This is a genomic window from Pirellulales bacterium, from assembly GCA_035533075.1.
GTDB lineage: Bacteria > Planctomycetota > Planctomycetia > Pirellulales > JAICIG01 > DASSFG01.
Genome location: DATLUO010000283.1, coordinates 19,654 through 35,502, shown reverse-complemented (window position 1 = coordinate 35,502; position 15,849 = coordinate 19,654). Strand labels below are relative to the sequence as shown.

At 64.0% G+C, this 15,849-nt stretch carries 12 protein-coding genes; 8 read left to right on the top strand and 4 right to left on the bottom strand.

The window, feature by feature from the left end:
* The 5 genes from VNH11_35525 to VNH11_35505 all read left to right on the top strand — a co-directional run.
* Positions 1–2,487 (top strand): carboxypeptidase regulatory-like domain-containing protein (locus VNH11_35525; GenBank protein HVA51706.1); only part of this gene is annotated, 2,487 nt, incomplete at its 5' end.
* 48 nt (positions 2,488–2,535) lie between these two features.
* Positions 2,536–3,918 carry a DUF1800 domain-containing protein gene (locus VNH11_35520; GenBank protein ID HVA51705.1) on the top strand — a complete coding sequence of 461 codons (1,383 nt, stop codon included), beginning with the start codon at positions 2,536–2,538 and terminating at the stop codon, positions 3,916–3,918.
* A gap of 343 nt (positions 3,919–4,261) precedes the next feature.
* Positions 4,262–5,464 carry a DUF1501 domain-containing protein gene (locus tag VNH11_35515; GenBank protein ID HVA51704.1) on the top strand — a complete coding sequence of 401 codons (1,203 nt, stop codon included), beginning with the start codon at positions 4,262–4,264 and terminating at the stop codon, positions 5,462–5,464.
* 113 nt (positions 5,465–5,577) lie between these two features.
* Positions 5,578–6,360 carry an aldolase/citrate lyase family protein gene (locus VNH11_35510; GenBank protein ID HVA51703.1) on the top strand — a complete coding sequence of 261 codons (783 nt, stop codon included), beginning with the start codon at positions 5,578–5,580 and terminating at the stop codon, positions 6,358–6,360.
* A gap of 115 nt (positions 6,361–6,475) precedes the next feature.
* The gene (locus VNH11_35505; protein HVA51702.1) at positions 6,476–7,216 is read left to right on the top strand and encodes a DedA family protein; all 741 of its coding nucleotides are present in this window, start codon (positions 6,476–6,478) and stop codon (positions 7,214–7,216) included.
* Positions 7,217–7,256: 40 nt separating this feature from the next.
* Here the strand turns inward: VNH11_35505 and rlmN are convergent, their stop codons facing one another.
* Positions 7,257–8,279, bottom strand: a complete 1,023-nt coding sequence (gene rlmN, locus VNH11_35500) for a 23S rRNA (adenine(2503)-C(2))-methyltransferase RlmN (protein HVA51701.1) — start codon at positions 8,277–8,279, stop codon at positions 7,257–7,259.
* A 180-nt stretch (positions 8,280–8,459) separates the two neighbouring features.
* On the opposite strand from rlmN, the gene VNH11_35495 reads away from it, so the two are divergent.
* Together VNH11_35495 and VNH11_35490 are read left to right on the top strand one after the other, a co-directional pair.
* On the top strand, positions 8,460–8,894 hold the full coding sequence (locus VNH11_35495; GenBank protein HVA51700.1) for a hypothetical protein: 435 nt from the start codon (positions 8,460–8,462) through the stop codon (positions 8,892–8,894).
* Positions 8,895–9,247: 353 nt separating this feature from the next.
* Positions 9,248–9,619 (top strand): DUF1801 domain-containing protein, encoded by a 372-nt coding sequence (locus VNH11_35490; protein HVA51699.1) that lies wholly within the window; start codon positions 9,248–9,250, stop codon positions 9,617–9,619.
* Between the two features lie 23 nt (positions 9,620–9,642).
* On the opposite strand, the gene VNH11_35485 is transcribed toward VNH11_35490, so the two are convergent.
* From VNH11_35485 to VNH11_35475, 3 genes are read right to left on the bottom strand one after another with little or no spacing between them, the layout of a single operon-like run.
* Positions 9,643–11,037, bottom strand: coding sequence for a DUF1501 domain-containing protein (locus VNH11_35485; protein ID HVA51698.1), 1,395 nt, complete (start codon positions 11,035–11,037; stop codon positions 9,643–9,645).
* A gap of 18 nt (positions 11,038–11,055) precedes the next feature.
* Positions 11,056–11,439, bottom strand: a complete 384-nt coding sequence (locus tag VNH11_35480; protein ID HVA51697.1) for a hypothetical protein — start codon at positions 11,437–11,439, stop codon at positions 11,056–11,058.
* A gap of 8 nt (positions 11,440–11,447) precedes the next feature.
* Positions 11,448–13,628 carry a DUF1549 and DUF1553 domain-containing protein gene (locus VNH11_35475; protein HVA51696.1) on the bottom strand — a complete coding sequence of 727 codons (2,181 nt, stop codon included), beginning with the start codon at positions 13,626–13,628 and terminating at the stop codon, positions 11,448–11,450.
* 193 nt (positions 13,629–13,821) lie between these two features.
* On the opposite strand from VNH11_35475, the gene VNH11_35470 reads away from it, so the two are divergent.
* Positions 13,822–15,843, top strand: a complete 2,022-nt coding sequence (locus tag VNH11_35470; GenBank protein HVA51695.1) for a proton-conducting transporter membrane subunit — start codon at positions 13,822–13,824, stop codon at positions 15,841–15,843.
* Positions 15,844–15,849: the final 6 nt, after the last annotated feature.

Genomic DNA, 15,849 nt, shown 5'->3' with positions numbered 1-15,849 from the left:
CCTGGTATCGCTTGGCAGCTTCTATCCAGCGCCGACTTTACAGTGACGGCGCTGGGGCCTGACGAGAAGCGCGACATAGCCTTCCACCATGAGCGCGACAAGCTCGGCGCGTTCCGCACCATCACCGCCGATGAGGCCGCGCCGCTGACGGTGCGGCTCGAACCGTGTGGGTCCGCCGTTGGCCGCGTACTCGACGCCGACGGCGCGCCCATCGAAGGGATGCACGTCTGGTTCCAGCGCGATGGGAATTCCTCTGCGAGCGAACTCTTTTCCATCACCGACGCGAACGGACGCTTCCGCACCGACGATCTGATCCCCGGCCAGCCTTATGTGTTGATCCGCTCGATGCCGGGCAGCATGAGCATCTTGCAGTTTTCCCGTGATAAGCGAGACTTCTCCGTCGGTTCGGGAAAAACGCACGACCTTGGCGATTTGGTGGTCAAGGGGCCGGTGCAGACGGTTTCGCGAAAAGAAAGAAAGGAGGGCCACGAACTGCGCGGTGCCGCAATTAGCGTCGATGCCAGCCACGGAGCGAGGGCCACATTGTCGGCCAAGGCCAAGACGGTCCGCGGCCACGTGACCCGCCACGGCCGCGCGGCCAGCGGCGCGCACGTCGCGGTGATCGCGCGAAGAACGTCCGTACAACGCGGCGGCGATTTCGGCTGGACTGGTGAAGTTCTGGCCGAGGCGACGACGAACGAAAACGGCGAGTACCGGTTAAATCTCGCGGACGTCTCGCAAAAGACGCATTCCTACGCCAACGTGATTGCCCGACAAGATGGCTCCGCGATCGCCTGGCGGCAACTGAACCTCGACGCCGCGGAAAGCGAAGCTGCGCTGGAACTTCCCGATCATGAGGCGGTCCGCGGCAAGGTGATCGACGTCGAAGGGCGGCCCGCGCCCGGCGTGCGGATCTCCGTTGTCGCGGTCGTTGTGCGCACGGAAAACATCCATGAGGCGCAGGGCGTCGGCTATCACGGCGGCGACAAGGCGCCGGCGGCGTGGCTCGCCGCGGTCACTTCCGATGCCCAAGGAAGGTTCGTGCTTCAGGGGCTCGCCGCAAACCACGGGGTGACGCTCGAGGTCGCGGGAGATGATCGCTTCGCGGAGCAAGACATCGCCCTCAATACCGGCGCGCAGGAACAGCGGGGTACACGCGACAAAACGTACCGTCCGCTGATAAAGAACGTGAAGCCGGGAGAGGAGGCCGCCTTGGTGCTCGCCCCGGCCCAACCCTTCGAGGGCACAGTGCGGTACGCCGACACAGGCCAGTGCGTGCCTCATGCTCGCATCACCATCTGGGCCAGCCAGGAGCAATTCGGTTCGATGGTATCCGTGGCGGGAAGGGCCGACGAACGAGGGCATTACCGCATCAGCCCCAGAGCGGGCATTCGCTTTGGCGTGACGGCCTATCCGCCCGACGGCAGCGCCTACCTGGCTCGCGAAACGCCGCTGGACAAAGCCATCGAGTGGAAAGCCATCGAGCGCAGCAAGCAAGTCGATATGACGTTGCCGCGCGGCGTGCTGGTGCGTGGCAGGGTTGTCGAAGCGGGAAGCGAAACGCCGGTTGTTGGCGCGGCGGTGCAGTACCTGCCCGAAACGTCGAACAACCGCAATGCGTCGGACGACATCCTCACCGGCTGGCAGGCTATCCAGCCTTCAGGCCAAGACGGATTGTTCTCAATCGCCGTGCTGCCCGGTCCCGGCCGGTTGCTGGTAAACAGCCCGCAAGGAAACTACGTGCTACAAGGGATCGGCGACCGGGAGCTTAGCCAAGGCCAACCGGGAGGCCAGCGGAGCTATACGCACGCGATCGCGAAGCTCGATCCGCAAGCGGGCCAAGATGCGATTGAAGTGAAGGTTGAGCTGGAGCCGGGGGCGACCGTGACGGGACGAATCGTGGACGAGCTCGGCAACCCCGTCGACGAGGCCCTGGTCGTCTCGCGGCTCAACATATCCCCCCATTCGCTCACTTGGCGCGGCCACACTACGCCCACCCTCGGCGGGCGGTTCGAACTTGCGGGCCTCGCCAAGGACGTGGAATACCCCGTCTGCTTCTTAGACGCCAAACGGCGACTCGGCGCTGCCGAAGTCATCAAGGCGGGCGACGGAGAGCGGACCGTCGTCCTCAAGCCCTGCGGCAAGGCCACACTGCGGTTGACCGGCGGCAAGGGCGGACCCGTCTCCAGTAACTATGCCAACGTCGAAATGGTCGTAACTCCGGGCGTCTACCGATACGACGGCGAGGCGGCTCAGCGCGGAGAATTCATGGCCGACTCTGATTTTATTTCCAATATCGACCGCACCAACAACCCCTTCCCGTCGGAAGGCGACGAGGAGAGCAAGCTCACCTTACCGGCGCTGATTCCTGGAGCAAGCTATCGAGTCTCGGCGAAACGGGCCGGCAAACTGCAGATTGTGAAAGAATTCCAGGTCAAGCCGAACCAAACGCTCGATTTGGGCGAGATCGTCGTCGAACGCGAATAGTAGAATGGGTCTCGCCCGCCAAGAGCGACACCCTCGAATGTGACAGCCATGATGAATTATTTGCCCGCAACCGCTTGGTCGCTGTATAAGCCGACCGATGCCGCGCCCTGGAACCTGCGGCGGGTGGTTCACTTGCACCGCCGGGCGGGCTTCGCGGCCACGTGGGAAGAGATCGACCGCGATCTGAAAGACGGTCCTCAGGCGGCGGTCGAGCGGCTGCTGGCGGGCAAGGCGTATACGGCGGCCGTGCCGGAAGATTTCGAGGCCACGTCGCGGCTGTTGGCCGACGCGGCGGTGGCGTCGGGCAACATCCACCGGCTCAAAGCGTGGTGGCTCTATCGCATGATCTTTTCGCCCGACCCGCTCGGCGAACGCTTGACGCTCCTCTGGCACAACCACTTTGCAACGAGCTACCGCAAGGTGCAAGACGTGGCCCTGATGCGGCGGCAGAACGATCTGTTTCGGCAGTTCGCCCGAGCGCCGTTTGCCGAGCTGCTCGTCCACGTGGTGAAAGACCCGGCGGTGCTCGTCTGGCTTGACGCCGACAGCAACCGCCGCCAACATCCCAACGAGAATCTGGCCCGCGAACTGATGGAGCTGTTCACGCTCGGCGTCGGCAACTACAGCGAGGCCGACGTCAAGGAAGCCGCGCGTGCGCTCACGGGCTGGACGGTCAAGAACCGCGAGTTTCGCGAAGTGGCGGCCTATCACGACGAGGGCGAAAAGACGATTCTTGGCCGGCACGGAAACTGGCGCGGCGGCGACTTGATGTCCATGCTGCTGGAGCACCCGGCCACGTCGTTGCGGCTGGCCCGCCGCATCTGCGAGCTGTTCATGGGCGAGGGAGTGGTGAAAGAGCCCGCGATCGCGGAGCTGGCTGTTGGGTTGCGCGAGCATGAGCTGAACGTGGGCTGGGCGGTCGAGACGGTACTGCGGTCGGCGGCCTTTTTCGCCGAGGAGAACATCGGCAACCGCGTGCTGGGGCCGGCCGAATATATCGTCGGCGCGGTGCGGGCGTTGGAGTTGTTCGATCCGCCGCCCAGCACGATCGTGCTGGCCGAATGGGCGGCGGCAATGGGCCAGGACCTGTTCGAGCCGCCCAACGTGTTTGGCTGGGCCGGCGGCCGCGCGTGGATCAACAGCCGCTCGCTGATTGCCCGTGGCAATTTCGCCCAGCGGCTGGCCGACGGATCGCTGCAAAGCGCCGCCGCGCCGGCCGATTGGCTGGCATTGGCCCAGCGGCGCGGCTGCGGACAGAACGCCGACGACTTCGCCGGTTTTCTGGCACAAACGATTTGGCTGGGCCAAAGCCACGAGGAAGTTAAGCGTGTCAAAACGACCGTTTTCGGTGAAGAGACCGCTCTCACGCCCGAAAACGCCCGGCGGCTGGTGGCGGCGATGCTCGGCGCGCCGTGGGCGCAGTTGGGATAGGGAATAGGTTACAGGGGACAGGTTACAGATCGAGCGGAGGATGGATCAAGGGAAGAGACCCACAACGCAGACTCGAACGGGCCTCCCCGCAAGAGACCGGCAACGCGTTGCCGGTCTCGATCGAGCAGACCGTTGCACCATGTGGGGGATGATCTCCAGCGCGCTGGAGATCAAAAGCGCCGTCGCCAAGAGTGGGCCGGCGCTCGCAATCTCGCTTTTTCCACCCTACACGGAACCAGGTGGGCTGACCGGCAACACATTGCCGGTCTCACCATTAACGCGTACAGCATATGAACCAATCCAAAATCCAAAATCCAAAATCCAAAATCGGAAAGCCAAAATCATGTTCACCCGACGACAATTGCTGAAACGTTCTTCCCTGATTGCCCTGGCCCCCACCGTACCGGGCTTCTTGGCCCAACTGGCGCAGGCCGTGGAAGCAAAACGCGACGACCGCATTTTGGTGGTCGTCCAGCTCGGCGGCGGCAACGACGGCATCAATACCGTCGTGCCCTATAACGACGAAGGCTACGCCAAGCATCGCGACAAGCTGCGGCTGCCGGCGGACCGGCTGCACAAGCTGAGCGACGAGGTGGCCTTGCACCCCTTCATGCGGGCCATGGCCGATCTCTTCGAAAAACAGCGGCTGGCGGTGGTGCAGGGCGTCGGATACCCGAACCCCAATCGCTCGCACGACGTGAGCATGGCCATCTGGCACACCGCCCGATTCGATCGCGCGGAACACAAGGGTTATGGATGGTTGGGGCGTGCGCTGGACCAGTTGCCGCCACAGTCCGGCGCGCCGGCGGCGATGCTGGTGGGCGACGGCGCTTTGCCCGCGGCGGTGATCGGCCGGCGCTCGGTGGCGGGCAGTTTTTCGCGGCTCGACGAGCTGGCGGTGCAGAATGCTTCTGCCCGTGCCGCGGCGGCCGCCGATGCGTCGAACGACGATTTGGATGCATTCGTCCGCCGCGCCACGCTCGACGCCTACACGACGGCCGATGCCGTGAGCGCCGCCGCGGCGCGAGAGCGCGGCAAAGCGACGTATCCGGCGAATCCGCTCGCCCAGCAACTCGGCATGGTTGCCCGGCTGATCGAGGCCGATCTGCCGACGCGGGTCTACTACGTGGTGCAGTCGGGCTACGACACGCACGCGGTGCAGATGGACACGCACGCCCGGCTGCTCGGCGAGCTGAGCGGCGCCGTGGCGGCGTTTGTCGATGATCTGACCGAGGCGAAGCTGGCCGAGCGCGTGTTGTTGATGACGTTCAGCGAGTTCGGCCGCCGCGTGGCCGAGAACGCCTCGGCCGGCACCGATCACGGCACCGCCGCGCCTATGCTCCTGGCCGGCGGCGGCGTGAAGGGCGGGCTGTTTGGACAAACACCTCGCCTGCTCGATCTCGACGAGGGCGACCTCAAGATGACGGTCGATTTCCGTCAGGTTTATGCGGCCGTGCTGCGGGACTGGCTCAAAATCGATCCTACCTCGGTGTTGGCCGGACATTTCGGGCCGTTGCCGCTCTTCTCAACGAGCGGCGCAAACTGAGTTGCTCAGTCGCCGGCTTGAGAGAGTCGGAAGTGCGTGTAAGGCGCGTCATAAGCTGTCTGGGGGGCCTGCCGCGCTTGACGCGGCCAAAATCCGCTGTCAAACTGCCCGACATGACGCGAAGATTCAAAGACCTGCTGGCGAAGAACGAACTGTGCCGCATCTTTTGCACCGGCCGGCTGATCAGTCCCGTGCTGATCGACCTGTTCGGACTGGGCGGCGGCTTCGACGGCTTTTGGCTCGACCAGGAACACGTGGGGCTCACCTGGCACGACATCGAGCGGGCCGCGCTGGCGGCGCGGGCCAACGGCTTCGACCAGTTCGTGAGAATGCCTCCCACGAATTACGCCCAGGTGACGCAAAACCTGGAAGCCGGTGCGGGCGGCGTCATGGCGGCCCAAATCCGGTCGGCCGCCCAGGCCGAAGAGTTCGTGACCTGGACGAAGTTCGCCCCCCGCGGCATGCGCGGCATGAACACCTCCGGCCGAGATGCCGACTATACCCACCGCACGCAGGGCGAGTTTGCCGAGCGCGCCAACCGCGAACATTTCGTGGCGATTCAAATCGAGACGCTGGGAGCGTTGGCCGAGGCCGATTCGATCGCGGCCATCGAGGGGGTCGATCTGTTGTTCGTCGGCCCCGCCGATCTTTCGCAGTCGCTGGGCATCCTGGGACAGACGACGCACGCCAAGGTCTGGGAAGCGATCGACGCCGTGGCTGCCGCCTGCCGCCGCCACGGCAAGCACTGGGGGGTGGTGCCGGCCGATCCCGCCTTTGCCGAGCGGGCCTACGACAAGGGTTGCCGCATGATTTCGCTCGGCACCGACATTCTGTCTGTGCGCCGCGGCATCGACGCGACGAAAGAGATGAATAAACGGCTTTTTTCCTGCCGCTAACCTAGTTTGAATTTACTCGACTGCTTCCCGCGGGGTAGAATACCTCGGGCCCGCAGGCGCGGCACCTCCGTTGTTTCCAGAAGAATCGTTCCGGCTTTTCCCGGCAACCCTGTCGATGCTTGATACTTTGCTCAACGACGTGCTGCCCTACGTGCTGTTGGGCCTGCCTATCGTACTGACGGGCATGGGGTTGCCGGTGCCGGAAGAGTTTTTGGTGATTGGGGCGGGCATTGCCAGCCATAACGGCACGTTCGAGCCGCTGGCCGCCTTGCTGACGTGCATCGTGGCGGCCATGATGGGCGACTGCGTGTCGTATGCCATCGGCTATCACTTTGGCCACGGCCTGCTGCGCGAGCACCGCTGGTTCGCCCGCTTTCTCAATCCGCGGGCCGAACGAAAGATGGAGCAGAAAATCCGCCAGCACGGGCTGACGGCGCTGTTGGTCACGCGCTTTTTGGTGGGCGTGCGGTCGCCGGTCTACGTGGCGGCCGGCGTTTTGCGGGTGCCGTTCCGCTATTTCATCCTCTGCGACCTGATCTCGGCCTCGCTGGTGGTATCGCTGTTTTTCGGCCTGAGCTACCTCTTCGCCGAGCAGATCCTGAACCTCTGGCAGCGGATCCAGAAGGCCGAAATCGCTCTCACGGTGGTGATCGTGTCGGCCGTGCTGGCTGTCGTGCTCTACTTTTACGTCCGCCATCGTCGCCGCATCGATCGCATTCGGCTGCGGCGCTTGCGGCGCAAGCGGTCGAGTGCGGCGGCCAGCGAGCCGCCGCCGCCCGATGCCGGAGCCAATGGCCAGCCGGGCGGGCACATCGAATCCAACGCGACCGAGGGCGCCACCAAGTCGGTGGCGTAGGTCGGGGGCGGCTCAGCTCGCTATATCGGTCAGATCCGCTCTAGGCCGGTTGGGGAGTGTCAATCTGTCCGGCGACTAAACTGGCCTGCCGCGAACGCCGCAACTGCCCGCAGGCAGCGTCGATCCGGTCGCCCTTCCGTTGCCGGATTTGCACGTTGACTCCCGACTGCGTGAGGATTTCGACGAACCGCTGCTGGGCCGCCGCCGAAGGCGTCCGGTACGCAAGACCGGCCACCGGGTTGTAGGGAATGACGTTCAGCAGGGCCGTTTTGCCCGCCAGCCGCTGGGCCAGCTCTCGCGCGTGGGCCGGCCGATCGTTGACGCCGCCCAGCAGGACGTACTCAAAGGTCAGCCGCCGGCCGGTTTGGGCAAAGTAGCGGTCGGCCGCCGCCAGGATCGGGTCGATGCCGATGTTCTTGTTCACCGCAACTAACTCGTTGCGAAGGTTGTCGTTAGGGGCGTGCAACGACACGGCCAGATGGTAGTGCAGGCCGAGATTGGCCAGCCGGTCGATTGCCGGCGGAAGACCGACCGTCGAGACGGTGATTCGCCGCGCGCTGATGCCAAGTCCCTCCGGGCTGCTGGCGACTTCGAGCGCCGGCAAAAGCCGGTCGAGATTGGCCAGCGGCTCGCCCATGCCCATCACCACGATGTTGCTCAGCCGCTCCTCGCCGGGCAACAGCCGGGCCAGCCGCAACATTTGCTCGACGATTTCGCCGCTCGTCAAGTTTCGGGAGACGCCTTCCAGGCCGCTGGCGCAAAACACGCAACCCATCGCGCAGCCCACCTGCGTGCTAATGCAGATCGTGCGTCGATGCCCTTCGCGAATCAGCACGCACTCGATCTGCTGGCCGTCGGCCAACTGCAACAACAGCTTCTCGGTGCCGTCGGCGGCCGACTGATGGTGCGCGAGCGAAGTCGTCCAGATCCGGAAATGATCGGCCAGCAGCGAGCGCAGCGACTTGGGAAGATCGGTCATGTCTTCGAAGTCGGCGGCCCGCTTCTCGAACAGCCACCGCCACACCTGCCCGGCGCGATAAGCCGGCAGGCCATGCGCGGCCATCCAGTCGCGAAGCTGGTTCTGTGTAAGTTGGAGAAGGTCTAACAACGCGGTTGCCCGACAAAGTAGGCAGTGCAAGCGGCCAAAGGGTCTCGGTAAAGATTTTATCCTAGACGAGGATCAGTTGAATGGCTAGAATGCCGATGGACGCCCAATGACCGACCGAAATGGGACGGCCGGTGCTTGGCTAGACTGGCGGAAGCCGTCAATGCCGAACTGCCGCGCCGAAGTGCGCGGTTTTTTATGCGCCCGCCATCTTCGCATTTGCGCAACGATTTGATATCCCTCTTGCTCTGCCACATATTGATGAAGCCGACACTCCTGCTTGAGCGCGACGATGCGCTTTACCCGGAAATTACAGCAATCAATGCGGATGACATTCGATTGCTGTCGCCAATTCCTACGTGTATTCAAAAAACAGAGGATGGCTATTTTATTGCCACATTTTTCGACGCTGGAATCGTCGCATCGGGACCAACAGAAATTGAAGCGTTCAACATGCTGCGAGACACCGTTACCTCGACGTTCCGACTTTTTCTTGCAAATGGAGATAAGTTGGGTCGCCGACCGCAACAGCAATTGGCGATCCTTAGACAGTTCATCTCAAAGGTCGAATGAATGGGTCGCGGAGCCGTCACCAAAGAGCAGCTAAAAAAGATCATTAAAAAGCTCGGCGCGGTTGACGTAACTACGAAAACCGATTGCCATGACAGATATGCTGTCTACCACGAGGGCAAGCTGCTTGCCACGCTTGGAATGAGGCGATCGCCAACCAAAGATATCCCGCACCCGCACATTCCAGGCGAACTAGGGGTGAACGAGTTTTTTACGAAGTCCATCGCTAGCTGCTCAAAGTACAAGGATGATTGGCTCCGAGAGATTGGAGAATTAGCGGAGGAGGAAGAACCTCAAGCCCCTCCCGATGTCCTATAGCGATATGCACACAATCCGCTCCATCGTTGGCGCTTTCCATGTCACGGCAAGAGATTGACGACTATCTCGCCACGATCGATGAGCCAAAGCGGGCCACGTTGCAGCGGCTGCGGCGCACGATTCTGAGCATTATCCCCGATGCAGACGAGTGCATCTCCTACGGAATGCCGGCGTTTCGCTTGCACGGCAAGGTGATTGCGGGATTTGCGGCGTTCAAGAACCATCTGACCTACGTGCCTCACAGCGGCTCCGTGCTGGACAAGCTGCCCAACGAGTTGGCCAATTATGTGACGTCTCAAGGTGCCCTGCGGTTTGCCATCGATCGACCGCTTCCCAAGTCGCTCGTGAAGAAGCTCATCGCCGTCCGTCTAAGGGAAGTGCGTAAGCGTTTGCGCGCCTCCGAACAGTGAAGCCATGTTACGTCCGGCGGGCCTTAGCTCAAGATCGCATCGATCGGGCCTCCCTCCTCGACCAGCCTCATGGTCCGGCCGAGCACGCTGACGGTCATCTTCTTGTGATCGAGACCGAGCTGCCGCAGGATCGTGGCGTGCAAATCGCTGTAATAGTGCCGGTCCTCGACGGCCTTATAGCCGAACTCGTCGGTCGCCCCGTGGACCGTGCCGCCCCGCACGCCGCCGCCGGCCAGCCAGACTGTGTAGCCGCGAGGATTGTGATCGCGGCCGGTTGTGTTCTGCGACCAGGGGCTGCGGCCGAACTCACTCGACCAGACGACCAGCGTTTCGTCGAACATGCCCCGCTGCTTCAGGTCGCGGATCAGACCGGCGATCGGCTTGTCGGTCGCCAGGCAGAGAGGCGCGTGCGATTCGATGTCGCCGTGGGCGTCCCAGGCGCCGTTGCCGCCTCCGGCATGGCACACCTGGATGAAACGCACGCCGCGCTCCGCCAGCCGGCGCGCGAGGAGCAACTGCCGGCCGAAATCGTCGGTCGAGGGCTCGTCGATGCCGTAGAGCGCGCGGACGTGCGCCGGCTCTCCGGAAAAATCGACGGCCTCCGGCGCGGCGAGCTGCATCCGCGCGGCCAATTCGTAAGCCTGGGCGCGGGCGGCGATGTAAGAGTTCATGGCGTAGCGTTGGCGGAATTCTTGGTTCAGATCGTGGAGCGCCTGCATTTGCCGCTCGCGCTCCGCGGCCGAGTTGCCGGCCGGCGGATAGAGATTCGGCACCGGCGTGTCGCCCGGCTGAAACGGCGTGGCCGCGAAGCTGGCGCCCAGGTAGCCGCCCGTCAACTGCACCGGCGACGACGGCCGGCCAAGGTGTACGAACGTCGGCAAATTCCGGTTGGCGCTTCCCAGCGCGTGGACCATCCAGCTCCCGAACGTCGGATGATCGAATTGGCGGCCGCGGTGGCCGGTACACGTCTCGATGACCGCCGGAAAATGATTGCTTTCGTGGCACCACATCGAACGCACCACCGCGATCTCGTCGATCGCGCCGCCGACGTGCGGAAACCAGTCCGACACCGGAATGCCGGACTGCCCATAGCGCGTGAAGGTGCGCCGGCAATGGATCACCGGCCGTTTCATCTCGGCGCGGTTGTCGCCGAAGCCGACCACGTCGATCAGTTTGCCCGCCCACTTGTTGCCCTTCGGATCGAAGGTGTCGAGATGACTGACGCCGCCGCACATGAACAGGAAAATCACCGACTTGGCCCTGGGCGGAAAGTGCGGTCCGAGGCCGGCATCGGGAATCTCGCCGGCCTCCGCCCAGAGCCCTCCCAACGCGACTCCCAAAAAGCCGCCGCCGGCCTGGTGGAGAAACGACCGCCGGGAAATCCGGCCACAGGGATAAAGTTTGGTTGCGTCCATCATGATAAATGAAAGATGTCGTCACGCCCCGTGTGCATGCCGTGCGGCACTTACCGCGCCGTCAACCGTGGCGCGCGGATCGCTACGCAGCAACTCGCAGAAGCGCTGGAACTGCGCCACGTAGCCTGGATAAAAGTCGCGCCGCGTGACGGCGTCCGGCCCCGCCAATTGAATCGTTGCCAGCGCTTGCTCGGCAGCCGAAAGAAACCGCCGATATGTTTCGGCGTCCAAACCCCGCATGTCAAAATAGCCATGCGACTGCGTGGTCCGTGCCGCCAAGCAGTCATCGGCGAGCGCGGCGTCATGCTGACGAAGCTCGGTGGCGACCGCCTCAAGGACATTGTCATGCACCCAACCCGCCGGCAGCCAATCAGCATGATCGTTGATTACGATTGTTCCCGCCATCTTCGCTCCTATGGCACGTACAAGAACTCATCGAGGTTGAACAGCAGCCAGGCGAGGCCCTTGAGGCGGCTGGGGTCGTCGCCCAGGTAGGCCAGGCCCCGCTCGCGCTCGAGCGATGTCGGCCGGCGCGCCAGCGTCAGGCGATACGCCAGGTCGACGGCGTCGGGAAGCGCGCCCGCCGATTCCCGCTCGAGCCGCTCGGCGAGCGGCGTCGTGGCCTGGTCGATGGCGTCGCTGTTCATCAGAAACAGGGCCTGCGGCGCCGTCACCGTTTGTGTTCGCATGGGGCAGGGTGCGCGGCCGTCCTCCACGTCGAAGGCCTGGAGAAAATGCGGCACGACGTCCCGGCTCGTCGAGTAGCCGCGGACCATGTAAGCCGCTCTTCGGCTGGTCCCCGGTGTGGTCCGCGTCGCTTGCGTGACCCGCGGACGTGCGCCGTTTCCGCGCCGGCCCCGCGCGGGGCGAAGATCAAACGAGGGGCCGCCTACCGACAAATCGAGCCTTGCGGCTGCCGCGAAAATCGAATCCCACAGCGGCTCCGCTTCGAGCCGGCGCAGCGGAAAGTGCCAAACGCAGCGGTTGGCGGGGTCAATCTTCTGGTTGGCGGCCGCCACGGCCGGGTCCGGCGACGAGGCCCGCTGGTAGGCCTCCGAGGTGACGATCAGCCGATGGACCGCCTTCATACGGAAGCCGGACTTCACAAATTCGGCCGCCAGCCAGTCGAGCAGCTCGCGTTGCCCCGGCGGGCCGGCCAGGTTGCCGAAATCGCTCGGCGTGCCGTGCAGTCCCTCGCCAAAGTGCCACTGCCACAGACGATTGACCGCCACCCGCGCAAACAGTGGGTTGGCCGGGTCCGTCAGCCAGTCGGCGAAGGCTTCGATTCTCCCGTCACGGAAGTCGATCGGCGACGGCGCGAATGGCCAGCCCGGTTCCACCGGCTTGTCCTTTTCCGGCCGCTCCGAGTCGCCGCTGGTCAGGATGTAGCTTTGCTCCTCCGCCTTCTTCGGATCGACTTCCACGGTCCAGAAGGCCGGCAGCGATCGCCCGCGACGGTTGCCGCGCAACTCGCCAAGCTGGCGATCAAGCTCCTGGTAGCGCGTGCGCTCGGCCGGCGGCATGATCTCGACCAGGTTACCGGCGTCGATGCGCAGCACGGGGTAATAATCGTCGGCAATCTTCTGCTCCTGAAGGGTGCGCTGCTTTTCCGGCTTGCGGATGATCGCCTGCACGTCGGGCGGCAGCATGGCCACACGCTCGTCATACAACTTTTTGTGGTAGGGCGCGATGAGCGCCTCGAGCGGCGCCTCCAGCGCGGCACGCTGGCCGTCGAGCGCGTCGAGCGCCTGGCCCTGCTCGAAGAGTTCCGCGGGCGTGGCCAAGAGCACCTTGCGGACGACCAGTGGATCAAACAGGGCTTTCATGGCAAAGAAATCGCGCTGCGTGATCGGGTCGTAGAAGTGATCGTGGCACTTGGCACAGCCGACCGTCAGCCCGAGGAACGCCGAAGACACGGTCTCGACGGCCGACAGGGCCAGCTCCTGACTGTCGCCGCCGTCGCGCAGCACTGCCCCGCGTGCCAGAAAGCCCAGCGCAAACAGGTCGTCGGGCCGCGGCTCGACCCGGTATCGCTGGCCCGTCGCCGTCATTGCGGTCCGGCTCGAGCTGCGATAACCGGTCAATTGTGTACGCACGAATTCATCGTAAGCAAGGTCGCTGTTCAGGGCGCGAATCACCCAGTCGCGCCAGAGATGGATGCCGGGGGCGGCACGCATATTCTCGTCCACGTCGGCGTAGCGGAGCACGTCCAGCCAGTGACGGCCATAGCGGACGCCGTGCTGCTCGCTGGCCAGCAAGCGATCGACCACCTTGAGATAGGCATCCGGCGATGGGTCATCGAGGAACGCCGTCTGTTCCGCCGGGCTGGGAGGCAAGCCGATCAAATCCAGATACACGCGGCGCAGCAGACTGACGCGGTCGGCGGCACCGGCCGGCTTCAGTCCCTGGGACTGATGACGCACGGCGAGAAACGCGTCAATCGGGTTTGACGCCTGGGCCGCACTCAGGGGAACTACCGGCTGAACCAGCGGTTCGAGCGACCAGAGCGCGGGCGGCTCCTCCTTCGGCTCCGGCGGTGCGGCTCCCAGGTAGAGGACGAGCAGGCACGACAGGGAAGTTGCCGAAACGCTCACAGACAGTGCCTCACGGGGTGTTGGAACGACTATCAGGCTAACATGACGACGGGCGGGAAACAATCGAAGCGCAGGGCGTTTCCGCACACTTTGTCTACCAACTTTTTGCGGATCCGCCCAAAAAGCCGTTGTGACCCGGACGGCGGAACGATAGCTTATGGGACATTGCTGTTGACGCTGGGTGGTGTTCGGTATGGAGTTGTTGATCGGGTCGATCGGTGCGCTGGCGCTCAGTGGCGTCGTTGGCTTGCTGTTCGGCCGACGGAGCGAATTGGGGCAGTGGCTGTCGACGGCCATTGCGGCGGGCGGCGCCGTCGCCGGTTTCGCCGCCGTGGGCAAATGGTACACTGCCGGAAGCGGCCAAGAATGGCAGCGGTCGTGGCCGTTGGTGCCCGGCGCCGATTTCCATATCGGGCTCGACGGCGTCTCCGCCATTTTCCTGTTGCCGGTCTTCATGATTTCGCTGCTCGGGCCGATCTATGGCCAGGGTTATTGGCGGCAGAGCGAAAATCCCGATACCGGCCGCAGACTTCGCCTGTTCTACGGACTGTGCGCGGCCGGCATGGCGCTGCTGGTCGTTGCCCGGAACAGCGTCGTTTTCCTGATGGGCTGGGAGGTGATGGCGCTCAGCGCGTTCGTGCTGGTGGCCACCGAAGACGACAAGCCGGCCGTGCGCGAGACGGCGTGGATCTACCTGGTGGCCACGCACACCGGCACGCTGATGCTGTTTGGCTTGTTCGGGCTGCTGCGGGCGTTGAGCGGTTCATTCGATTGGCCGCGACAACTCGATTGTTCCGCGACGCAGGCCACCGTGGTCTTTCTGCTGGCGCTGGTCGGTTTCGGATTCAAGACCGGCATCATGCCGTTGCACGTCTGGCTGCCGGGGGCCCATGCCAATGCGCCCAGTCATGTGTCGGCATTGATGTCGGGCGTGCTCATCAAGATGGGCGTCTACGGCCTGGTCCGCGTCTATTCGTTTTTGCCGCAGCCGCCGATCTGGTGGGGCGGATTGCTGTTGGCGCTGGGGGTCGTCTCCGGGGTGGTAGCGCTGGCGATCGGCGTCGCACAACAAGACTTCAAGCGGCTGTTGGCCTATAGCAGCGTGGAGAACATGGGCATCATCTTCATCGGCCTGGGCGTGGCCTTGCTCGGCCGGTCGATGGGCCGGGCCGAGTGGGTGGCCCTCGGTCTGGGCGGAGCGCTATGGCACGTGTGGAACCATTCGCTGTTCAAGTCGCTGTTGTTTTTCTGCGCGGGCTCCGTGATGCACGGCACGCACACTCGCGAAATCAATCGGTTGGGCGGTCTGGCCAAGCGTATGCCGGCGACCGCCGCGTGCTTTCTGATCGCGGCGGTCGCGGTTTGCGGACTGCCGCCGCTGAACGGTTTTGTGAGCGAGTTTTTGATCTATACCGGGCTGTTCTCGATGCTGGGCATTGGATCGCAGGTCTCCGAGACGCAGACCTTGCTGGGGGCGTCGCTGGCGGCGCCGGGCCTGGCGTTGATCGGAGCGATGGCGGTGGCCTGCTATGCGATGGCGTTTGGCGCCATGTTTCTAGGGACGCCGCGCAGCGTGTACGCCGGCGAGGCCCACGAATCGGGCGCGGTGATGCTTGGGCCAATGGTCCTGCTGGGCCTGGCGTGCGTGACGATCGGCCTTTTGCCCGGCCTGGTCGTGCCGGCGCTCGACCGGGCGATTGTCGAGTGGACCTCGGCGTCGGCGGATGGCGTGGCCATGGCCAGCGGCCCGATGTCGCTGGCCCAATTCACGCGTGCGGAAGGGCGAGATGCGTTCTTCTGGTTGAGCATGCTCGGCTTTTTGCTCGTCGGGCTGTGCTTGGTGGGCGGCGTGGCCCTCTGGACGCGGCTCCGCCCCGAGCTGACCTCGACTTCCGTGACCTGGGGCTGCGGATACCTGGCCCCCACGCCGCGGATGCAATACACGTCGACCTCGTTCAGCGAAGTGCTGGTGTCGTTGTTTCGTTGGGCTGTGCGGCCCAACGTCAGCGCGCCCACCATCCGCGAGCTTTTTCCCCAGGCGGCGGCGTATCGCAGCGAGGCGCCCGACAGCATATTGCAGCGCATCGTGCTGCCGGCCATGCGGTGGATGGGCGGCCGCGTGCTGTTTTTTCGCGTGTTCCAGCAGGGGAGCCTGCAAGCCTATCTGTTTTACATCCTGGCCATTCTGGTGCTGCTGCTCGTCTGGCCCTATTGAGGTTTT